Origin of the sequence: Flavobacterium sp. 22659 (assembly GCF_052044235.1) — a bacterium.
GTDB classification, from domain to species: Bacteria; Bacteroidota; Bacteroidia; order Flavobacteriales; family Flavobacteriaceae; genus Flavobacterium; species Flavobacterium johnsoniae.
Genome location: NZ_JBQEMU010000019.1, coordinates 78,555 through 101,724 on the forward strand (window position 1 = coordinate 78,555; position 23,170 = coordinate 101,724).

Below are 23,170 nucleotides of genomic sequence, written 5' to 3' on the forward strand. Positions count from 1 at the left end.
CCGGCTGGTGTTTAAATTAAATTCAAGGCTTATAATCTGTTGAAGATAAAAACAATAACAAAATCGATATTTCAATAAAAATGGAAATAAACAATATAAAAACATTAGGGCAGTTAAAAGCTGCAGGATATAAAAGCACAGGTATAAAGGACGAATTACGAAATAATCTTCGTGAGAAAATCAAAACCGGAAAACCAGTTTTTGAAGGTGTTCACGGATTTGAAAATACGGTAATCCCAGAATTAGAACGTGCAATTCTTTCTCGCCATAATATCAATTTACTTGGACTTCGCGGACAGGCAAAAACACGTTTGGCACGTAAAATGGTCGAATTGTTAGATGAATACATTCCGTTTGTAACAGGTTCAGAAATCAATGATGATCCGCTGAATCCAATTTCGCGTTTTGCAAAAGATCTAATTGAAGAAAAAGGAGACGAAACTCCAATTTCGTGGCTGCACAGAAGCGAACGTTTCTTCGAAAAATTAGCAACTCCAGACGTTACTGTTGCCGATTTAATTGGTGATGTTGATCCAATTAAAGCAGCAAATTTAAAATTATCATACGCAGATGACCGCGTAATTCATTTCGGAATGATTCCGAGAGCAAACCGCTGTATTTTTGTAATCAACGAATTACCTGATTTACAAGCCAGAATTCAGGTGGCACTATTCAATATTCTGCAGGAAGGAGATATTCAAATTCGTGGTTTTAAATTGAGAATGCCTCTTGATATGCAGTTTATTTTTACCGCAAATCCGGAAGATTATACCAATAGAGGAAGTATTGTAACACCTTTAAAAGACAGAATAGGTTCGCAGATTTTAACGCATTATCCTGAAACCGTAGAAATTGCAAGAACCATTACACAGCAGGAAGCAAAACTGGACCAAAACCAAAGCGATATAGTGTATGTGCCTAGTTTAGCCAGAGACATTTTAGAACAAATTAGTTTTGAAGCACGCGAAAGCGAATACATCGACAATAAAAGCGGTGTAAGTGCCAGAATGAGTATTACGGCTTTTGAAAACCTGATCAGCAGTGCAGAACGCCGAGCTTTAAAATCCGGAGTAGATAAAACTAATCTGCGTTTATCAGATTTTATGGGAATTATTCCAGCCATTACTGGAAAAGTAGAATTGGTTTATGAAGGAGAGCAGGAGGGAGCAGCTGTTGTAGCACAGCATTTAATTGGTTCAGCAATTCGAACTTTATTTCCATCATTATTTCCGAAAATTGAGAAACTGGAAAAACCGGGAGAAAAAACACCATATTCTGATTTGATCGAATGGTTTTTTGCAGAAAGTGGTTTCGAATTATTAGACGATGCTTCTGATGCGGAATACCAAAGTATTTTAGATGAAGTAACACCTTTAGACCTTTTACTGAAAAAATACCATCCTGAATTAGACAAAAAGGACCAGTATTTCATGAAAGAATTTGTTTTATGGGCATTGGTAGAATATAAAAAACTGAGTAAAGATCGTTTTGCACAAGGACATCAGTTTAAAGATATGTACGGTAGTTATATCAGCAAACTTTAAAGAGCTTTCTTTTTAAAATTTTAATCTGGTCTAGCCGGTTTTTTAAAACCGGCTGGGCCTTTTAAATTTAGAATACTTTACTTTTACCCCTCAAAATATAAATTTATGTTGTTTCTTATTTTAAGTGTATTGTGCAGTGTTACGGTGGGTGTGATCTTCAAAATAACCCGAAAATACAATGCAGATCCTATTCAGATTATTACGTTCAATTATGTAACAGCCTTAATACTCTGCTATTTTACCTTTAGTCCGGATTTAACTGTTGTTCATGCAGATGCACCTTGGAATATTTATGCAGCAGTGGGCGTTTTACTGCCAATTGTTTTCTTGTTTTTGTTTACTTCCATCAAATATATGGGAATCGTAAAGACTGATGCCGCACAGCGTTTGTCTTTGTTTATTCCGATAATTGCCGCCTGGTTAATTTTTAAGGAAGATTTTAATACCTATAAAGTTATTGGACTTGTAATTGGTTTTATAGCGCTTCTTTTCATCTTAAGAAAACAATCAACAAACGATCAGAACAAATGGATATTTCCGGCCGCTGTATTTTTAGGTTTCGGGATTATCGATATTCTTTTTAAACAGATTGCACTTTTTACCGCTTTGCCTTATACAACATCTTTGTTTATTGTATTTGATATTTCTCTTGCCGTTTCTTTATTGGTAGTAGTGTATGATGTAGTTTTGAAAAAAGTACAATTAAGTTCTAAAAACATTCTTTTTGGAGCTTTAGTCGGGATCTTCAATTTCGGAAATATTCTATTTTATTTAAAGGCACATAAAGCTTTTGCTGAAAATCCTTCAACAGTTTTTGCCGGAATGAATATGGGAGTTATTGTTTTAGGAAGTCTTGTCGGCCTGCTTTTCTTTAAAGAAAAACTATCAAAAATTAACTTCATAGGCATCTTTTTAGCCTTAATTGCGATCATTTTTATCGTTTTTTCACAATTTATGTAATTTTTTTTACTGTTTTAAGGTCTTAATTTACAGTTGTTTTGCTGTTAATTTGCATTTTTTTTAAAATTAACTCTACTAATTCGATAGAATTTATAAAATATATTTATAAATTTGTCATAACAATGAAAAACTATATTCTAAATATCATCCCGTTTATGTGCTGCTTGACGATGTGCTGCATGTCAAACTATGGGATGAAATGGCGTTAATAGAGAAAGTACTTGTTAGTTATTTTTTTTTTTTGAGCCTTTCATGCACCATGAAAGGCTTTTTTTAGAAATAGTAAAAACCAATACAATGAGATCAAATAGAAATTTAAATAGTACGATGCACAGTTTTCAGACAAAAATTCCATGTTGTATGTGCTGTTGATTTTATTCACGATAAACTTTATTAAACCCAAATTCTATAAACCCCAAAAATTTAAAGTAAATACTATGAGTACAGAAATTATAAAACAGAATCCCTTTCAATCGATGATTGACAGGTTTAATATAGCAGCCGATATTCTTAATTTAGACGAATCGATCAGACAAAAGCTGCAACGTCCTGAGAAACAAATTGTAGTAAATTTTTCGATTACATTAGATAACGGAACCGAACAAAATTTTGAAGGATACCGTGTAATTCACAATACAGCTTTAGGCCCTTCAAAAGGGGGTATTCGCTATGATACTGCCGTAAATCTTGATGAAGTAAAAGCACTAGCCGCCTGGATGACCTGGAAATCTGCTGTAACCGGAATTCCCTTTGGAGGAGCAAAAGGCGGCATTATCTGCGATCCAAAAACACTTTCTAAAACAGAATTAGAAAGAATTACAAGAGCTTATACAAAAGCATTATCAGATATTTTTGGTCCGGAAAAAGATGTTCCTGCGCCGGACATGGGAACAGGTCCGGACGAAATGGGCTGGTTAATGGACGAATTTTCACTGGTTCACGGAAAAACGATTCATGCCGTTGTAACCGGAAAACACCTGCATTCCGGAGGTTCATTAGGCAGAGTAGAAGCAACGGGAAGAGGAGTAAGCATTATTACGCTGCTTGCACTTGAAAAATTAAAATTAAGACCGGCAAGATCTACGGCCGCAATTCAGGGATTTGGAAATGTTGGTCTGCATTCGGCTTTGTTTTTATATGAAAAAGGAGTGAAGATTGTAGCCGTAAGTGATGTTTCAGAAGCTTTTTACAACCCGGACGGGATTAATATTCCAGAGCTGATTTTGTATTACAATCTAAATAATAAAACCATTAAAGGGTATCCAAATTCAGTTGCCATTAAACATGAAGACTTACTGCTTTTAGATGTTGATGTTTTGATTCCGGCAGCAAAAGAAGATGTAATTACACAGAAAAACGCCAAAGACATTCGCGCTAAAATAATTATCGAAGCAGCAAACGGTCCTGTTTCATCTGATGCCGATAAAATCCTGCATGAAAACAACGTTTTGGTCGTTCCGGATATTCTAGCAAATGCCGGCGGTGTTACGGTTTCTTATTTTGAGTGGCTTCAAAACTCATTATTAGAGTCATGGAGAATTCACCAGATTAACAAACGTCTGGAAGATATTTTAGAAAAAGGTTTTGAAACCGTATTTAGAGTTGCGGTGAAACATGACGTTACGCCAAGAATTGCAGCTTATGTCATCGCCCTTAAAAAAGTAGCCGAGACGCAATCTGTAAAAGAAGTCGCTGTCGAAGCACCAAAATTTAAACAGAATTAAGTTTTTATAACCATAATCTAAGATGGGTTTCATCAGTCAATATCATGTAAAAAAAGCAAGAGATATTGATTGATGAAATTGTCTTTTAAATTTAATTAGTTGTTTTTAGTTCTTTAAAAATCAATAAAGTAATCTTTAAAAATGAAAAATATTAATTTTCTAGCTTTTGCAATGCCCGCTTTCTTTCTTTTTTTATTTCTGGAATATAAGCTGGCACAACGAAAAAAAAGACCTGAAATTTTTAATTATGAAAGTTCTGTTTCTAATATAAGTATTGGTATTGCAGAACGATTGATTAATTTATTTGTTGCCGCAAGTTTCTATCAATTGTATTATTTGATTTATGACGATTACCGAATTTTTGAAATCCCAAGCGGATTTCTGGTCTGGACAGCCTTAATTCTGGCGACAGATTTTGTTTGGTACTGGTATCACAGACTAGGGCACGAAGTCAATTTTTTCTGGGCTGCGCACATTGTTCATCATCACAGCGAAGAATTTAATTTTACCGCTGCAGCCAGAATTACCACTTTTCAGGCTGTTATTCGAACGGGATTTTGGTGCATTCTGCCATTAATTGGTTTTCACCCCACAATGGTAATTACCATGCTTATTGTGCATGGCGCTTATTCTTTTTTTACCCATACACAGCTTATTGGTAAAATAAAATGGCTGGAGTATATTTTTGTAACGCCTTCAATTCATGGTGTTCATCATGCATCTGATGAAAAATATCTCGATAAAAATTACGGAGATATGTTTACTTTTTGGGACCGTCTTTTTGGTACTTTTCAGGAAGAAGAAGAAAAACCCAAATACGGATTAACGCATCCGCTGAAAAGTTACAGTTTCCTTTGGCAGCATTTTCATTATTATTTTGAAATATACGAGTTATGGAAACGCTCAAAAGGTTTTAAAGCAAGATGGCAGGCCGTTTTTGGAAGTCCGGCAAATATGGATCAGGATATTCGTCCGATATTAGAAAAACGATTTTTGCAGGATAAAAGCAATCCGCATCAAAGGCTTCGTTTTAGAAATTATCTTTATATCCAATTGGCTCTTTGCACTTTGCTTCTTACGGTTTTTACCTATTATTTTGATAATTTAGAAATCTATGATAAAGTTTTTGTCCTATCAATCACCATCATTACTTTAATTAACTGCGGTGCGATATTAGAACAGCGAAAATGGATTTATTATCTTGAATATACTCGTATTTTTATGATAACAACTTATTTTTTATATGAAGAAAATCTAATTATGTTTTTCTTTGTTCCGCTCGCCATTATGATTTTCGCTGAGCAATTGTTTTCGCTTAGTAAATATTATCAAAATATGATTCTGCAGTTGGAAAATGTTGAATAAGAGTTTTCACCGCGAATTCACGAATTATTTTAATTCATGATATCCCAGCGGGATGAAATATTTGTAGAAAATATTCATGTTTATACAGCAAAGCTCCAGCGGAGCGGCATAGAAAAATGTGTCGCTCCGCTGGAGCTTCTTTTTATGAGATGAATGTTTTTCTATAGGTATATCGCTTCTCCGAAACTTTTAATGAGAAAAAAACTTAGCCCCTCAGCATCTTAGTATCTTAGAAACTTATATAGTCTTAATCGCCATAATTTTCTCCTCAAAAGTATCTTTAAAATCAGATTTGCTTTTAATTCTGGTTTTGTACGTATAGATTGTAGCCACAGAAAGTTCCAGAAATTCCGCCATTTGACTGCTGTCCTGAATACCTAATCTGTACAAAGCAAAAATGCGAAGTTCAGTATTTAAAAGTTCGCCTTTTTTTACAATGCATTTATGATCGTTTGGAAACAAATTATTAAAATCAGTTACAAAAGTTGGGAACAGTTTCAAGAAGATTTCATCAAACTGATGGAATAAATTTTCTCTTTCTTCCTTTACATTATAACGCTTTAAACTCGCAATAACTTCATCTGTTTTCTTTGTAATGATTTTGTGAAGCGTGCTTTTTTGAATATGATCTATCTTATTAATAAACGCCGATGTTGCTTTAATAAAATACGTAATATATTCTTCTTTAATGGCGTTTGCTTCACTTAAACTTACATTCATTTCCTGCAATTGCGCATACGACGAAGCCATTATTTTTCGGGCTTTGTTTTTCTCTTTTAATTGTTTGAAAATAATAATAGAGAACAAAATGATTATAAGCGTAAGGATTGTCAATAATATGATAATCTTCTCCAGTTTATCATTTTTGTCTTTTACATTATTCAGCTGTGCTTTTTCGATAATCGGCAGTATCGACGAAATCTCAATTTTGCGATGTCTGGCGTTGTAAAAAGTAGCATCGTCCATTGCGATATTGATATATTCGTTTGCTTTGTCTAAATACCCCATTTTAAAAAGCTCGTTTGCCAGATTTCTAAGGGCTACGGTTTCTTTGGTTGCATTTTTAACATCGGCAATAGCGGCAAGTGCCAAGTAATGAATGGCTTTTTTTGTATAACCTCTTTCAGAATAAATATAACCAAGACTAGAAGTCGCAATTCCGTAATAATCCGGCGGAAGATGATAGTTATTAATCCAGTAGCTGAAAGCAAATTCTGCACCGCGCCAGTCCTGTTGTTTTAGGCGTTTTAAACTCTCGGCAGCCCAATATTCATTTGTATTGGTTCCAATTAATTCTAAGGCTTTTTTAAGGAAATGATTTCCCTGCTGTACATAATGAATATTAAAACGCTGATCACGGTTATAATCGGCTAAATCATAATATGCGCGGGCTTTAATGTTATAATATTCAAATTTATTTTTTTGATCCAGTTTTTTGTCATCAATAACATTCAGCGTATCGATTGCTTCTTTAAATAATCCAGAGGAAAGAAGTACAAAACCTTCTTTGATTCGGCTTTTAGCCAAATACTTCGGATCTTTTAAGATTTTGGCCTTGATTTTTGACTGTTCTAAATAATAATATGCCGAATCGTATTTGAATGATTTGTATTCATCAAACAATGACATATAAGTATTGTAAAGTTCTTCATTGTTCTGGCTTACGGTATACTTTGATACATTCTTTTTTAAAGTTTCTATTTTGCGGTATTTCTGTTTAAGGTAGACTTCTTTTTTAAGAAGCACTTTATCTAATTCTTCAAGAATTGGATTTGTCTCTTTCGCAGTTAGAGAAAAACCCATTATGAAAAAATATAAAATGAATATTTTTTGCATGGTTTGGTTGTGGTTTTAGGGTAAGATAAATTATAGGTTGAGTTAATTCGTTTTAAATACAAAATTAATTAAAACTGATGATTTTCAGTTTTTAGAGTCAAGAGCAGCTTGTTGAGATTTTCTTTAAAAAAGCATCTCAGAGGCCTAGAAAGGGCTTTGAAATGTTAAAAGTACTCTAATAATTTGCAATTATACAATAAAATGTGATTATATATATGTATAGTTGAAAAATTATCATATAAAATTTCCATATTGTCATATTTACCATTATTCCACACGCACTTTTCATCTAAACAAGACCTTGATTTTTATGTTTTTACTAAAATTTTAAAATATTGATATTCAGAATTTTAATTACGAAAACGTTTGAAATATATCTTGATTTTTCGCAGATATTTTTTTTTAGATTTATTTAAGATCTAGTTTCGTACTGTCCTTTTAAGAGGATGAAAAACTAACAAAAACCAAAAATTTATGAGAAGTAAAAGTTATTACTGGTTAGCTCTTTTTATGTGTTTTTTCGCCATTAGCTGCGATAATACAGAAGACGGCAGCTATGTTGATCCAATTACGATTTATGAGAAAGTAAATGGCAATTGGGGATTAACAAATTTAAAGATGGTTGATGAATTTGCTAAGACAAATAAGATCGAACCAAACGAAGAAAACTTGAGTACTTTTTTTAACTACGAAGATTTTAAAATTAATTTCAGCGTAGACGAAAAAAACAGACCTACAAGTTATGAAGTAACTGGGAATGTTCCTCCTTTATTTGCTCCAAAAGGATACTGGGAACTAAGTTCAGATTTTCAGCAGACTAATGCCAGTGCGGTTAAAATTTACTTATACAGCGACGCACAAAAAACTCAAAAAACAGACGAACTTAGATTATCATCTGTCCCTGGAAAGAGCGGCGAAATGGAATTTCAGCTGGTACGTTCTTCAGAAGGAACTGCGTTTTTGACTTATGTATTCAAATTAAATGCTATTAACTAAAAAGTAATATGAAAAAATTTCTATATACAATTTTACTTGCCCTTTTGATGGCTCCTAATTTTACTAAGGCACAAGAAGCCGCAGGAGCTGTTGGTGCAATGTCATCATTTCCGGTAGTTTACAAATATGATGAAAAAGTGACGTGGTATTTCGATCTTGCAAGTACTACATTTGCTGAAAATGAAGATCTATACATCTGGATCTGGTCTCCATCTGAACCGGATGCAAACAATTGGGAAAACTCATCTGATTTTGCCAAATTGAAATATGAAGGAAACAAAGTATGGAGTTTTACTTTAACTCCAACATTATACTTTTCTAAAACTCCGGAAGAGATTGCTGCAAGTGCAGGCTTTTGGTTTCGTTTAAAAAATAAAAACGGATCTAAACAATCTGAAGTTGCGAATATGCCTTACACAGATTTTACAACATTTTATACTGCAAATGAGTTAATCAGAGCATATCCAACAAAACCAACTTTAGACAAAGGTGTGAGTATCTTGTTTAATGCCAATTTAGCTCCTGGGTTTGCAGGCGCATCAAGTGTTCACATACACAGCGGACTGAATGATTGGGATCTTAAACAAGAATATCAGTCATGGTTACCGGACATTGTTGAAAAAACAAAACTTAAAGATTTAGGAAACGGTTTCTACAAAATGGATTTAGTTCCTAAAGATTATTACAATGCGCCAGATGGTTATGAGATGAAAAACTTAGTTTTCCTGATGGTAAAAGACGACTGGGCAGGAACTACTCCGGATCAGGTATTATATGCAGGAGCTTACGTGCCGCCGCCGGCACCGATTTTTGGATTTTTTCCATTGCAGATCAGTCAAAAAGATTTCTTAGGAATCTATAGAAAAAATAATGAGCCGGGTGTAAACAAATTAATCTACACGATTACTGCCGGAACAAAAGTGATTTCTGGTGAGTTTACCGGAGGAGTTGCAGAGATAAAAGGATTTGTCAATTTAGTTTCAGAACTAAAAGATTCTCCAGCTTTAAGCGAAATACATGTTTTGGTAAAAGACAACAAAGACAAAACAATTTCTGACACAACGATTCCGCTTAAAACTTTAGACAAATAATTCACTATCAAATTAAAACATCATTCTAATGAATAGTAAAAATAAAAGAATAGTCCTGCATCAAATGTGGACTACTAAATCGCTGGTATTCATGATTTTCATGCTTTTTCTTTCGGCAGGAATGTTTGCTCAGGGAAAAAAGCTTGTAACGGGTACCGTTTATGACAATACGGGTACTGTGCTTCCGGGTGCTTCGGTATTAGAAACAGGAACCAGAAACGCAACAACAACAGATTTTGACGGTAAATTTACCATTGAGGTAGCCGTAGGAGGTTCAATTGAAGTTTCATTCATCGGATCATCAACACAAAAAGTTCAAATTACCGCATCGACTTCAAAATTAGAAGTTCGTCTGCAAAATGATGGTTATCAGTTAAACGAAGTTCAGGTAGTTTCTGTAGGTTATGGAACGCAGAAGAAATCGGATTTAACGGGTGCAATCTCAACTGTTACGGCAGATAATTTAGTAAAAGGAACAATTTCTTCTACAGAGCAGGTTTTGCAGGGAAAAGTAGCCGGATTAAACATCATCCGTCCTTCTGGAGATCCTGCAGCGGGTTCAACAATTCGTTTACGTGGAGGAACTTCGTTAACAGCAAGCAACAGTCCGCTTATTGTAGTTGACGGTATTGCAGGTGTTGATATAAATGTAGTGCAGCCTGCAGATATTAAATCAGTAGACGTACTTAAAGATGCTTCGGCAACCGCTATTTATGGTTCAAGAGGAGCAAACGGAGTTATTATTATTACAACAAAATCAGGAACAAAAGGAGTTTCTGTGGTGTACAACGGACAATCCAGCATTGGTTATGTTACAGATAATTTAGATCTTTTATCTGCAAACCAATGGAGAGGTTATATGCGTGAAACTGGAAATAAAGATGCTATTGATTTTGGAGGAAATACAAACTGGCAGAAAGCGATTGAGCAGACAGCAATTTCACAATCTCATACTTTAAGCATCAATTCAGGAAAAGCCGACAGCGGTTTTAGAGCTTCTATTGCTTACCTGAATAATGAAGGTGTTATTAAAAAATCTGGTTTAGAAAGATTAAGCGGAAACGTAAATGCTTACCAATATCTTGGAGACAATAAAGATGTAAAATTCGACATGGGGTTATTTGCTAATATAGACAAATGGCATCCTATTGATTACAGAATTTTTGAGCGTGCTTATAACTTAAACCCAACTATTCCGGTTTATGATAAGAATGGAAATTTCACGAATGTGAATTACACGTTATACGAAAACCCGGTTGAGATTTTAACTAACAGAACAGTTGATAATGAGAGACACAGACTTTTAGGATATTTTAAAACAGAGGTTAAATTCTTAAATGATTTTCAGGCTGTTGCTAATATTTCATTAGAACATAATGCAGCTAAAGGCGGTACTTACAAACCAACTTATGCTATTATGGAAGGACGTTCTGAATCTGGTTACGCACAAAGAACTTACGAAGAATATACAAATGCTCAGGGAGAACTTTATGTAAATTATTCTAAAGTAATCGACAAACATAACATTAGTGCTCTTGCAGGTTATTCTTATCTTGAAAATATTTACGAAGGATTTGGCGCACAGCGTTCTGGTTTCGTAACAGATGCTTTTAGTTATAACAATTTAGGTGCAGGTTCTAATTATCGTTTAGGCGATGTGTATTCATACAAAGGAAAATCAAATCTGGTTTCTTTTTATGCTCGTGCTAACTATGGTTACGATGGGAAATACTTACTTACTGCAACTGTAAGACGAGATGGTTCAAGCCGTTTTGGAGAAAATAACAAATGGGGAACTTTCCCATCTGCATCTGCAGCGTGGAGAATCTCTAACGAAAATTTCATGAGCGGTACAAAAGACTGGTTAAATTCTTTAAAATTAAGAGTAGGTTACGGAGTTACAGGTAATCAGGATGGAATTGGCGAATACAAATCGTTATCAATTTTAGGAGTTGGAAACGACAGCTACTACGATCCTGCTACAGGAAGATGGAGTTTAGCATATTCTCCAACACAAAACCCTAATCCTGATTTGAAATGGGAGTCAACAAGACAATTAAATATTGGAGTTGATTTTACTTTATTCGACAGAATTACAGGATCATTAGAATGGTACCAAAAAAATACTGACGATTTATTATATACTTATGAAGTGCCTCAACCTCCTTACTTAGTAGGGACAATGCTGGCAAACGTAGGTGAAATGTCAAACAAAGGGGTTGAGTTAACTTTAAATGCTGATATCGTAAGAGGTGATAAATTTACATGGAATGCAAATTTAACTTTAGGACACAACGTTCAGAAAATTGAAAAACTTTCAAATCCTACTTATAAAACTGATGTTATTTACAGCGGTTCATTACACGGTTTATCTGGTATGTCTGGTCAGTATTCTCAAATTATTGCCGAAGGATATCCTGTTGGAACTTTCTGGGGATTCAGAAATGCAGGTCTTGATGCAAATGGTAAAATACAATACTACAATGCAGCTGGTGATATAGTAGCAGAAAATGCTTTGGTTGATGCTGATAAAACAGATTTAGGAAACATTCAGCCAGATTTAACTTTAGGTATTGGTATGAACTTTACATACAAAAACTTTGATCTTGGAATTTCTGGATATGGAATGTTCGGGCAAAAAGCACTTAATGCTACAAACATGATGCTTAATGATCCTAACAGGTTACCTACTTACAATGTACCAGATGATTTCTTAGGAAGCGGTATTACTTCTGCTCCAAAATATTCAGATTACTGGATTGAAGATGCTTCTTTCTTTAGACTTCAGACACTTTCAATAGGATACACTTTACCATTGAATTTCAAGAATTCAAAATTAAGAATGTACATCATGGGGGAAAACCTTGCTGTATTTACAAAATATAAAGGAGTAGACCCTGAGATTGGATTAAATGCGCAGGATGGTGTTAATCAAAACGGAGTGATGGATAAAACCGGATTAGCAGGACCTGGTATAGACAAGTACAACAATTATCCTAGACCAACTACAATTTCTGTTGGATTAAACTTTACGCTTAATAACTAGGCGACTAACTCAAAAATAGAAAAAATGAAAATCAAAATAACAGCAGCATTATTAGTAAGCATGCTTTTTACGATATCATGTACCAACTTAAATGAGGATTTATACGACAAGGTACAGGATGGAAATTTTGGAAATACTCCAAAAGAAGTTGATGCATTGGTAGGAGGAGCATATTCTTCGTTAAGAGGATTTGCTGATAATATATCGAACAATTACCCAACCTGTGAGTTTGTATTCTTTTTGAATGAAACAGTTTCTGATGAAGCTACTATTCCAACAAGGGGAACAAACTGGTACGACGGCGGACAATATCAGGACGCACAAAAACACACCTGGAAAGCAGATAACCGTTTGATTCTTGCAGCATGGCGTTACAACTACACCGGAATTGCAAAAATTAATGCGATCATTTATCAAATCGATAAATCATCTTTAAGCGATGCGTCAAAAGCACCAATTTATGCAGAATTAAAAGCATTAAGAGCATATTACTATTACAATCTTTTAGATGCATTTGGAAACGTGCCTATCGTTACCAATTTTGAAGACACTTCATTACCGTCAAATTCTACAAGAAAACAAGTATATGATTTTGTCGAAAAAGAATTCTTAGATGCTATTCCATATTTATCATCAAATGTGGTGTATTCTAAAATGACAAAAAATGTGGCATATTCTATCTTAGCAAGATTATATCTTAACTCTGAAGCTTTCATAGGAACACCACGCTGGCAGGATTGTATCAATATGTGCCAAAAAGTTTCAGGTTACACATTAACACCAGATTTCTTTACCAATTTCTCAACAGAAAATGAGAAATCGCCTGAAATTATTTTTGCTATTCCTTACGATTCAAAAGCGGGAACAGTTGGAAATTACATGAACTCAATGTCATGCCACTACCTGCACAGATTAACAATGTCTGTTTCTGGAAACGATTATCCATGGAGCGCAAACGGAATGTGCGCACAGCCGGGAGTGTATTCTTCTTTTGCTGATACAGATAAAAGAAAGAAATGTATGGTTGCCGGAGACCAGATCAACATGGCAACAGGAACTGTAATTATGATGGATAACGGAGAACCTCTAACTTATACTGAAGAAGTTACAAGTGTAGCTAACGCTAAAGACAATCAAGGAGTTCGTTTAGGAAAATACGAAATGAAAGCCGGAGAAACTTGGGAACGCGATCATGATTTAGTTTTAATTCGTTATGCCGAAATTTTAATGATGCAGGCAGAATGTTACGTTCGTTTAGGTTCACCAGATTTGGCAAAACCATTTGTACAGCAGATAACATCTCGCGCTGGAGCAGAAATGCCGGCAGTAATTGATCTTAACTTTATTGATAAGGAATTACTAAGAGAATTTACTTTTGAAGGAAGAAGAAGAACTGATAATATTCGTTTTGGAACATTCTTCAATCCATGGTGGGAAAAAGGAACAACTGAAAAATACAGAGCAATTTTCCCAATTCCTAGTACAGTTTTAACGACTAATAAAAATCTGGTACAAAATCCTGGGTACCCGGTAAATTAGGTTACTGAATGTCAGTCTTCCATGTTGGTTAGTCGTGGAAGGCTGACATATTTTAAAATGAGGATATCTGAATGGCTTCAATTTTAATGAAAATATTTTTGCCGCAGATTAAATGATTTTCACTGATTAGAGAATTAAGTTTTTAATAAAAATCCTTTTTAATTTTTTATCCCGATAACTATCGGGAGTGGCAAAAAATAATAAAAACAAAAATCAATATGAAAAGATATATCACATTATTGTTTTTCGGGATAATGAACATTTTAATCGTTTCTGGCTGCAGCAGTGATGATAAAGGTTCAGATGAGCCTGTAAAACCTGAAACGCTTAAACCGGTTGCGATTGAAAAAACAAACAGCACCAAAATTTATGTTCATTACATGCCATGGTTTGAAACCAATGAAAGCAGCGCCGATAAAAAATGGGGCTACCATTGGACAATGGCAAACAAAAACCCGAATACGGTAGGAGCAAATAACCGCAGAGAAATTGCGTCGTACTATTATCCTCTTATCGGACCGTATCATTCCGGCGATAAAAATGTGATTGAAAATCATTTATTATTGATGAAATATTCAGGAATCGATGGAATTTTAATCGATTGGTACGGAACTTACGACGTAAACGATTACCGAATGGTAAAAGAAAACACAGAACAGCTTATTGCAGTTCTGGACAAAGTTGGTTTAGAATATGCCATAGTTTATGAAGACAGAACTACAACAAATGTGGTAAATGCTGGAAAAGCAATTTCTGTAACCAGCGCTGCAAAAACAGATTTGGCTTACATGGAAAAAAACTATTTTAATAATGCCAATTACATTAAAGTAGACGGAAAACCATTACTGCTTAATTTTGGACCAATTGTATTGCAGACACCTGCTGAATGGACGAATGTTTTTAATACATTAACTACAAAACCTACATTTTTAACCCTTTGGGATCAGTCTGTAGAAGCTGGTGCAAATGCATCTGGAGAATATGCCTGGGTTTATAAAGACAATAGTTTCTTAACGAATTATTACACCAATACAAAACCAAAACTTTCTGTTGCTATGGGAAGTGCTTATCCTGGTTTTAAAGATTTTTATGCCGAAGGCGGCGGCGGAGCAGCAATTGGATGGACAATTGAACACAACAATGGCGCAACGCTGGATGCAACACTCGAATTAGCTAAAAATGCCAATTTAAATTATCTGCAGCTAATTACATGGAATGACTTTGGAGAAGGAACAATGTTCGAACCTACAATTGAATTTGGATACACGTATATCGAAAAAGTAAAAGCATTTGCCGGAGTTAAAAATACCGAATCTGTTTTTCCGGAAATAAGCAAAATGTACAATCTGCGTGTAGAAAAGAAAGGGAATGCCGATGTTCAGAACAAGCTGGATCAGGCCTTTAATTATTTTGTTTCAATGCAGCCTGCAAAAGCAAAACAGTTAATAAACGAAATAAAATAAGAGCCGTAATTAATACCAATACATAATGAGAAACATAAGATATAGATACTGTATAATCGCCTTAGCTTCAATGCTTCTTTTTGCCTGCAGTACTAAAAAAACATATAAAATCAACTCGCCGGGAAAAGTCACCGAATTAATTTTTGAATTAACACCTTCAGGACAGCCTCAATACAGCTTTTCTAAAAACGGAAAATCGGTTATAGAACCCTCTTTGTTAGGATTTGAATTTCAGGGAATTCAAAAAATGACCGACGGTTTTGAAGTCGTTTCTACCGAAGAAAAATCTGCAGATGAAACCTGGGAACAGCCTTGGGGAGAATTCAAAAAAGTCCGCGATCACCACAACGAATTGATTGTTCATTTAAAAGAATCAAAAGGAGAAGAGCGTTTAGTAGATATTATTTTCAGAGTTTTTGATGATGGTTTAGGATTTCGATATGAATTTCCAAAACAGCCTAATTTAGGTAAAGTGAAAATATCGAATGAAATCACGCAATTTACTTTTAAAGACAACAACGACGTTTGGTGGATTCCGGTACACCGCGAAAATAGTTATTACGAAAGCGAATACCGTAAAACTCCTATAAGTAAAACCGATACAATTAATACGCCGGCTACTTTTGAAACAAAAAATAAATTGTATGTAGCAATTCATGAGGCTAATTTGACTGATTTTGCTTCGATGACACTTTTAAAAACAAGCGACAAACAATACAAAAGTGATTTAGTGCCGTGGGCAGACGGAGTAAAAGTATATGCTGAAACTCCATTTAAAACACCTTGGAGAACAGTTGTTGTGGGTGAGAATCCGGGAGAGGTTGCAACTTCCACGATCATGCTGAATTTAAATGAACCTTCAAAAATTGAAGATCTTTCCTGGATTACACCTTCTAAATATATTGGAATCTGGTGGGGAATGCACTTAGAAAAATTCACTTGGGGACAAGGGCCAAAACATGGTGCTACAACAAAAAATACAAAAGAATATATTGATTTTGCTGCGAAAAACAATTTTGACGGCGTTCTGGTTGAAGGCTGGAACGAGGGCTGGGACGGCGACTGGACTGCCGACGGAAGTGCATTTAGTTTTGTAAAAGCATATCCTGATTTTAATCTGGAAGAAATTACAAAATATGCTGCCATGAAAAATGTTCGTTTAATAGGACATCACGAAACAGCAGGTGCTTCTAAACATTATGAAAGCCAATTAGAAGATGCTTTTAAATTGTATCAGAAAATGGGTGTGAATTCAGTTAAAACAGGTTATGTAAACAAATATTTGGATAAAAAAGAATGGCACGACAGCCAGTATGCATCTCGTCATTACAGAAAAGTAATCGAAACTGCGGCCAAATATCACATCATGATCGATAATCACGAACCAATAAAAGGAACAGGATTACAGCGTACCTATCCAAACTTTATGTCTCAGGAAGGCGGAAGAGGGCAGGAATACAACGCATGGTCTGTAGACGGCGGAAACACGCCGCAGCATTTAACAACTTTACCGTTTACAAGAATGCTTTCAGGTCCGTTTGATTACACTCCGGGGAATTTCAATTTTGATTACAAAACACCTTCTGGAGCAAGAGTGCAGACAACTCTGGCAAACCAATTGGCATTGTATGTTATCATTTTCAGCCCATTGCAAATGGCATCAGATTTACCTGAAAATTATGTTGGCAAACCTGAATTTCAGTTCATAAAAGATGTGCCTTGCACTTGGTCTGATACAAAAGTTTTAGATTCTAAAATTGGAGAATACACTACAATTGCCCGTAAAGACTGGGATGAGAAAAACTGGTATTTAGGATCAATTACCAACCAAAATGCAAGAGATCTAAATGTTACTTTATCATTCTTAGATGCCGGAAAAGAATACGCAGCCGAAATCTATGCTGACGGCAGCGGAGCGAATTACAAAACAAATCCATATCCGGTTGCAATCTCTAAACAAAAAGTAAATAACAAAAGCGTTTTAAACATCAAATTGGCAGCTGGGGGAGGAACAGCTATAAAATTTACTCCAATCGAGAAATAAGTAGTTGAGTTTATTTTGAGTTAAGTTTAAGTTTAAGTGAATGAACCCGATATCTTGCAAAAGATGTCGGGTTTGTTTTTTTTATTTTTTTGTTTCAGATTTAAAGTTTCAGGTTTGCCATTTTATTTAACCGCAAAGCACGCCAAGAATGATATATATTGTGTTTATAAAGCGCAAAGTTCGCAAAGCTTTGTGTTGATAAAGCTTTGCGAACTTTGATTGTAGGTTTTTATAAAAAATGGCGCTTCTATGGAGTTTTGTATTTCATATAGATTATTTTCTACAAATTAAGTCCTTACATCGCTCCGGCAGGAGCTTATCATATAATTCACAATTCACAATTTATAATTTATAATTAACCATTAACCATTACCCATTATTTTTTTTAATGTTTATAAAACTTCACGTGATTACCAAAACTATACGTTGCAGCAATAGTTGGTCCGTTATAACCCCATTTAAAAAAACCGTCAATTTTTGGTCTGGCAACATCAACTCTAAAATTTAATCCGGTGTATCCGGCAGTTAAACTAAAATTTTGATATACATTATACAAAACCGATAAATTATAACTCACAATTCTGCCGTCTATATCATCTATTTTTAAGGCAAAATAATTTAGGTTGGCATATAAACCCACTTTTCTTCCGAGTACAAATTCACCCCAGATTCCAATATCAGGCAGCGGAGCAGTAAAATTAACATTGTCTCTATATTGTGCCTGTACAGTGTTTCCAACCAGTCCAACTCCAACATCGGCAAGCATTATATGAGCACCAATTAATAAACCCAGTTCATATTTCGGTTTAGAGACAATTGCATATCCATAAGCAAACCGAATCATCTGATTATCCATAAAAGCCGCAACCTCGGCGTTAACAGGATACACATGATCTTTAAATTCAATTTCTTTTTGAAGCGTTTTTGTTGAATTTCTTTTTAAATAAAAATATTCCAGATTAAAACGGGATCTGCGTGAAGCACGCCATTCAAAAGTTCCAAAAAAGGAAACCGTATTGTTTTGAAAACCTAAATCACGTTCAAAATCAATATCAGTTCCAATTCTGCCGTTTGTTCCATTCACTTCAACTTCGGTATTGTTTACAGGAAAAAAAGCACCTGCTGTAGCTTTAAACCTTCTTCCGTGCCACGGCAGATCATCGGGCTGATAATCCTGAATTTTTCTGTCGTCGTTTTGAGTTTCAGTTAAAGTATTTTCTTTAGTTATTTCGGCAGTAGTTTGCGCTTGAGCCGAAAAAAAGGAAAGGGGAATTATCAAAAAATAAACTAATTTTTTCATGAGATTGATGTTTAGGTTTATTAATGAAATTTTAACAATTAAAGTTAACAAAAAAAATCATTCAAATTAATTTTGTACTGGTTTATTATTTTGATATTCAGATGTATATGTTTTTTACGTCTTGAAAATATGGCTTTATAGCAGAGTATATAAAATATTGAGTTTTGCCATTGTCATTGTCATTCACTATATTTGGGTATAAACCCTTTGTTATGAACAAAACCTTAAAACAATACTTCGTTAAGTCTTTTATTATTTTGGCAATTGTACATTTAGCTTATTTTTTATACGGCTACTTTACATTTGAAGGAATCAAGAACATCGATATTTACTCAGAGTTTTACAGGTTTAAGTTTTATGATGATGTTTCGATTTCGCATTTTTTTGTGAGTGGTTTGTTTCTTCTTTTCTTTTTAATTTTCTTATTGAAGAATCATGCAAGACAGCAGTATTCATCTGCTAAAATATTCCAGATTGGGTTTCTCTTACTTCTGGTTTCCTTTTTTACTTTTACGTTTTTTGTTAGTTTCAGCTTTGGTCAAAATGCAAAGTTGAGAGGAGAATTGTCTCAGAAAAATTACAATGAAGATAAAAAGCTATTGAATGTTTTAAATCCGTTTTTGTACGGTTCAAGTTCGTATCATTCAGAAAAATTGTTCAATTACGAGAATATTCTATATCCAAAACCGTATCCGGTTGTTAAAGAAGAAAAACAAGTTTTAATTTATCACGATCAGTTTAATACTGAAACAACATATTATAGTATCGATACGCTGAAAGTTTTGACAGAAACCTACAATAAAGTTTCAGGAAAAACCGATTCTCTTCTGGATTTTGCAGGTCTCGATAAAAATATTGTTAAAGATAGAATTATCAAGAAAACCAGTATTGGCGACAGTACACAGGTTATTTTTAAAGGTCAGGAAGTAAGCCCAGAATACGATAAAGATATTTGCATTTTTCTCCAGAATAAATCACTGTTCAAATCAATTCATAATGATTCAGTACAAAAACAACAATACCAAGCTGCAGTAAAACGATATAAATTATTGTATAAATACAAACAGGATTCGCTTGAATATGAATTTGCGAAATTGGATACTTTATTTAAAAAATACAATATTGAAAGCCACGTAAAACCAAACATCCTTGTACCTGAAATTTTTTATTATGTAGAAAATCCAGACAGGTTATTTGGCGGACTGGATAATAATTTTGATCACAAAGCGCTTCAAGAAAAATTCAAGACTTTAGACCGTTATTTTTACGAGCCTAATTATCTGCATCCTTCAATAATGCCTATGTTTTTTACAGTAGTGTTTTCGGTATGGATAGTGCTGCTTTTGTTTTATATTTTGTTTAATAAAAGGAAACAAAAAGATATTTTAGATTTTTAGATTTTAGTTTGAGTCTAAAATCTAAAATCTAAAATCTAAAATGTTCATCTTAAACTCTATTATAATCGGCTCTCCAATGCACGATTGCTTTTTTGATGGCGTCTCCCGTGAGGTTATTTTTTAAAGCATCTTCAAGCAAAGGCAGAAATTCATCGTCTGGAGCAAATCGAAGCGCAAATATTTGATCGTCGGTTAATTTGTGTTCAAATTCTTCAAGACGTTTTCCTGTAAGCGTAAAATAGCGGTAACGCATTTCTAAACGCACAATTCGGTTTTGTAAAATAAGTGCATAATGCTGGCGAAGCATGAAAGCAAGGCAAAACAAAAACACAAATACAACGCTTATAAAAGTCCAGATAAGATAATCTTTTGTTGTAAAAGCAAAATAAACGCTGGATGCCAAAAAAAGCGTTAAAACTGGATAATACACAAAATGGTGCGGTGTGTAAAATCGTATATGATTGTAATAAGTTTGAATTTTCATAATTAGGTGATTTCAAAATACATAAAAAAAGAAAGCTACCCTAGAAATCTAGAATAGCTTTTTTCTCAAAAATAAACTAACATAACCAATGTTCTCTTTATAATCTAAACTTGTTACAGTTTGTCTTAGTAATATCTATAATTTTTAAAAAGCCTTCCTTCATCATCAATCCGTATAAATCCTGGCTTTGATTTCTTAATTGTAAAATTATATTAGATTGAGAAATTTCGTGTTATATTTTAAAGTTCAAAAGTTACATTATTTCAACATTTTGTTTTTTTTGCCGCGAAATCATAAATTATTTTTTAGTCGATATTAAAATAGTTAGAGCGAAGCTATAACTTTCCATTCATCCAATTTTGATTGAAAAGCTTTACTGGCATTTGCCGGACTTGTTGATGGAAGTGTAATAAGAGTATAGTCTTTTTTTAAATGAACATACTTTTTAAAGAACGCTGCAGCTTTTTGTCCGTTAAATGCTATTGTATGAATGTTTGGATGCTGTTTTAAAAAAGTTTCAAAATCATTCGCGATTTCATTTTTTATGGCACTGTCTAAACTTCCTACGCGGTCGCAGTATTGTAAAACATCCCACAGTGCAATTTTGTTTTTTAGCAAAAGGGCTTTTTTAGTCTCATAATCAGTTGAGAACTCTTCTTTAAAAATTGTAAACATAAACTTCCAGAAATTATTCTGGCTGTGTCCGTAATATTGATTTAACTCTAAAGATTTTGTTCCGGGCATTGTGCCTAAAATCAATACTTTAGAATCTGGTGAACTTATAGGAGAAAAAGAATAGCTTTTCATTTATTGAATTAAGAAATAGTTTGTTTGAGTTAAAATTATACTTGATAAGTAATTATAAAACAATTGCAGAAAATTATATAACAATTTTGGTTTACGATTGAGCGAACTTTGAATCTGCTTTTAAAACGTAATAATGCGGGTTTTAAAATCTCATTTAAAATTACAGAATTTAAATCGAAATAAAATGAAAATAGTTACTATACATACAGAGAAAATTCAAAACATATTTGAAGAATTGAATACAAACTTCGGCGGAAAAGTAACTTTTGACGTTGATGAATATACAATGGAAGTCAATAATAACTTTGCAAAAGGTTCTATTATGGGTGCTTCCTTTAACGATAATATTTCATATGTTCAGTTTGATATGACTTTTTCGACTGATTTAAAGCTGAATGTCATTAACGGATCATCTTCTCCTATATATTTTGCTTATTGTTCAAAAGGCAATCTTTCGCATAGTTTTGGACTTTCAGGCGAAGAAAGAAAATTAAAAACATTTCAGACTGCCATTGTAACTTCAAAACTAAATCAGGATAATGTTTTATATTTTGAAAAAGATAAAAAAACAAAATTTACTTTAATTATTGTAGGAACGCAGACTGAACCAAGCCATGCCAATTCTTTAAACCAAATGGTGAGAGAAACGTTTTTTGAAGAAAACTTAAATGAAGAATTCTTTTATGCCGGTTCTTATAATTTAAAAATTGGCGAAAAAATCGAACAGTTAAATGCTGTAACACAAACCGGAATTGTTAGAAATTTATTGAAAGAAGGAATTTTGAGAATTATTCTGGCAATGGAAATTCAGCAGCATACAGATGATGTAAATTCATTCTCGAAAGAAACAAATTGTTTGAATTTGAGAGAAATGGAAGAAATAAAAGAACTTTCAGAAGTAATAAAAGCAAATCCCGAAGAACCTTTTACTATTAAATCATTAAGTAAAAAATCAGGTCTTTCTCCAAACAAACTTCAGGAAGGTTTTAAAATGATTCACAATAGAACTGTAAACGATTATATCACACATATGCGTGTTCTAAAAGCCGAAATCCTTATTAGAACATCAGATTTAAATATCTCTGAAATCGTATACTGCATAGGATTTACAAGCAGAAGTTATTTCTCTAAAATCTTCAAACAAAAATTCAACTGCAGCCCAAAAGAATACAAGTTTAATTTGAATCCGATGGGGATTACAGCTTAAATGAGTGCAAAGAGACAAAGGTTCAAATGGACAAAGTTTTTTACTGCTGTCTTACACAAAAGTAATGTCGTTAGCTATTAAGCAAGATATATTCCAAAAATACTAAGGTTCTGAGTCGCTGAGGTTTTTAGTAAAAACGAAAGGCTCCACACTTAGAATCTTAGTTTTTTTTAAGTAACAAAGGTTCAAAGGAACATAGAGACAAGGGTTTACTTTCTAAAAAATAATGCCGTTAGCTGTTAAGCAAGATATATTTCCTAAATAATAAGATTCTAGATCTATCAAATTTTAAGTAAAAACTTAAATGAGGGCGATTTAGAATCTTATTTTTTTATAAAAAATTCAAGTAAAAGAGTAAAAAAACTTT

General features: G+C 33.8%; 16 protein-coding genes. 12 read left to right on the forward strand and 4 right to left on the reverse strand.

Features of this window, described 5'->3' with window-relative positions:
* Positions 1 to 80 precede the first annotated feature (80 nt).
* The 4 genes from ACTJIW_RS17805 to ACTJIW_RS17820 all read left to right on the forward strand — a co-directional run bounded on the left by ACTJIW_RS17805 (position 81) and on the right by ACTJIW_RS17820 (position 5,593).
* Complete coding sequence (locus ACTJIW_RS17805) at positions 81 to 1,544, forward strand: AAA family ATPase (RefSeq protein WP_012026310.1); 1,464 nt, start codon at positions 81 to 83, stop codon at positions 1,542 to 1,544.
* A 105-nt stretch (positions 1,545 to 1,649) separates the two neighbouring features.
* A complete protein-coding gene (locus ACTJIW_RS17810) occupies positions 1,650 to 2,504 on the forward strand; it encodes an EamA family transporter (RefSeq protein ID WP_440715733.1) in 855 nt (284 codons plus the stop codon).
* 437 nt (positions 2,505 to 2,941) lie between these two features.
* Positions 2,942 to 4,228, forward strand: a complete 1,287-nt coding sequence (locus ACTJIW_RS17815; RefSeq protein WP_183044566.1) for a Glu/Leu/Phe/Val family dehydrogenase — start codon at positions 2,942 to 2,944, stop codon at positions 4,226 to 4,228.
* Between the two features lie 141 nt (positions 4,229 to 4,369).
* A complete protein-coding gene (locus tag ACTJIW_RS17820; protein WP_440715732.1) occupies positions 4,370 to 5,593 on the forward strand; it encodes a sterol desaturase family protein in 1,224 nt (407 codons plus the stop codon).
* Positions 5,594 to 5,830: 237 nt separating this feature from the next.
* Here ACTJIW_RS17820 and ACTJIW_RS17825 read toward each other — a convergent pair whose 3' ends face one another.
* A complete protein-coding gene (locus ACTJIW_RS17825) occupies positions 5,831 to 7,396 on the reverse strand; it encodes a DUF6377 domain-containing protein (RefSeq protein WP_262410785.1) in 1,566 nt (521 codons plus the stop codon).
* A 507-nt stretch (positions 7,397 to 7,903) separates the two neighbouring features.
* On the opposite strand from ACTJIW_RS17825, the gene ACTJIW_RS17830 reads away from it, so the two are divergent.
* From ACTJIW_RS17830 to ACTJIW_RS17855, 6 genes are all read left to right on the forward strand, one after another.
* A complete protein-coding gene (locus ACTJIW_RS17830) occupies positions 7,904 to 8,425 on the forward strand; it encodes a DUF5004 domain-containing protein (RefSeq protein ID WP_073410042.1) in 522 nt (173 codons plus the stop codon).
* Between the two features lie 8 nt (positions 8,426 to 8,433).
* On the forward strand, positions 8,434 to 9,516 hold the full coding sequence (locus ACTJIW_RS17835; RefSeq protein ID WP_121360674.1) for a hypothetical protein: 1,083 nt from the start codon (positions 8,434 to 8,436) through the stop codon (positions 9,514 to 9,516).
* Between the two features lie 28 nt (positions 9,517 to 9,544).
* Complete coding sequence (locus ACTJIW_RS17840) at positions 9,545 to 12,562, forward strand: SusC/RagA family TonB-linked outer membrane protein (RefSeq protein WP_440715731.1); 3,018 nt, start codon at positions 9,545 to 9,547, stop codon at positions 12,560 to 12,562.
* A 24-nt stretch (positions 12,563 to 12,586) separates the two neighbouring features.
* A complete protein-coding gene (locus ACTJIW_RS17845; protein ID WP_440715730.1) occupies positions 12,587 to 14,101 on the forward strand; it encodes a RagB/SusD family nutrient uptake outer membrane protein in 1,515 nt (504 codons plus the stop codon).
* A gap of 218 nt (positions 14,102 to 14,319) precedes the next feature.
* Positions 14,320 to 15,564 (forward strand): glycoside hydrolase family 71/99-like protein, encoded by a 1,245-nt coding sequence (locus ACTJIW_RS17850; RefSeq protein WP_440715729.1) that lies wholly within the window; start codon positions 14,320 to 14,322, stop codon positions 15,562 to 15,564.
* A 25-nt stretch (positions 15,565 to 15,589) separates the two neighbouring features.
* Complete coding sequence (locus ACTJIW_RS17855) at positions 15,590 to 17,608, forward strand: glycoside hydrolase family 97 protein (RefSeq protein WP_440715728.1); 2,019 nt, start codon at positions 15,590 to 15,592, stop codon at positions 17,606 to 17,608.
* A gap of 385 nt (positions 17,609 to 17,993) precedes the next feature.
* Here ACTJIW_RS17855 and ACTJIW_RS17860 read toward each other — a convergent pair whose 3' ends face one another.
* Positions 17,994 to 18,908 carry a hypothetical protein gene (locus ACTJIW_RS17860; RefSeq protein WP_440715727.1) on the reverse strand — a complete coding sequence of 305 codons (915 nt, stop codon included), beginning with the start codon at positions 18,906 to 18,908 and terminating at the stop codon, positions 17,994 to 17,996.
* Positions 18,909 to 19,120: 212 nt separating this feature from the next.
* Here ACTJIW_RS17860 and ACTJIW_RS17865 point away from each other — a divergent pair, with 212 nt between their 5' ends.
* The gene (locus ACTJIW_RS17865; RefSeq protein ID WP_440715726.1) at positions 19,121 to 20,305 is read left to right on the forward strand and encodes a hypothetical protein; all 1,185 of its coding nucleotides are present in this window, start codon (positions 19,121 to 19,123) and stop codon (positions 20,303 to 20,305) included.
* 49 nt (positions 20,306 to 20,354) lie between these two features.
* Here the strand turns inward: ACTJIW_RS17865 and ACTJIW_RS17870 are convergent, their stop codons facing one another.
* Positions 20,355 to 20,789: a DUF6526 family protein gene (locus ACTJIW_RS17870; RefSeq protein ID WP_012026297.1), complete on the reverse strand. Its 435-nt coding sequence runs from the start codon at positions 20,787 to 20,789 to the stop codon at positions 20,355 to 20,357.
* A gap of 324 nt (positions 20,790 to 21,113) precedes the next feature.
* On the reverse strand, positions 21,114 to 21,596 hold the full coding sequence (locus ACTJIW_RS17875) for a DNA-deoxyinosine glycosylase (RefSeq protein ID WP_012026296.1): 483 nt from the start codon (positions 21,594 to 21,596) through the stop codon (positions 21,114 to 21,116).
* Between the two features lie 184 nt (positions 21,597 to 21,780).
* Between ACTJIW_RS17875 and ACTJIW_RS17880 the strand changes: the two genes are divergently transcribed.
* Positions 21,781 to 22,803 carry a helix-turn-helix domain-containing protein gene (locus ACTJIW_RS17880; RefSeq protein ID WP_440715725.1) on the forward strand — a complete coding sequence of 341 codons (1,023 nt, stop codon included), beginning with the start codon at positions 21,781 to 21,783 and terminating at the stop codon, positions 22,801 to 22,803.
* Positions 22,804 to 23,170 lie beyond the last annotated feature (367 nt).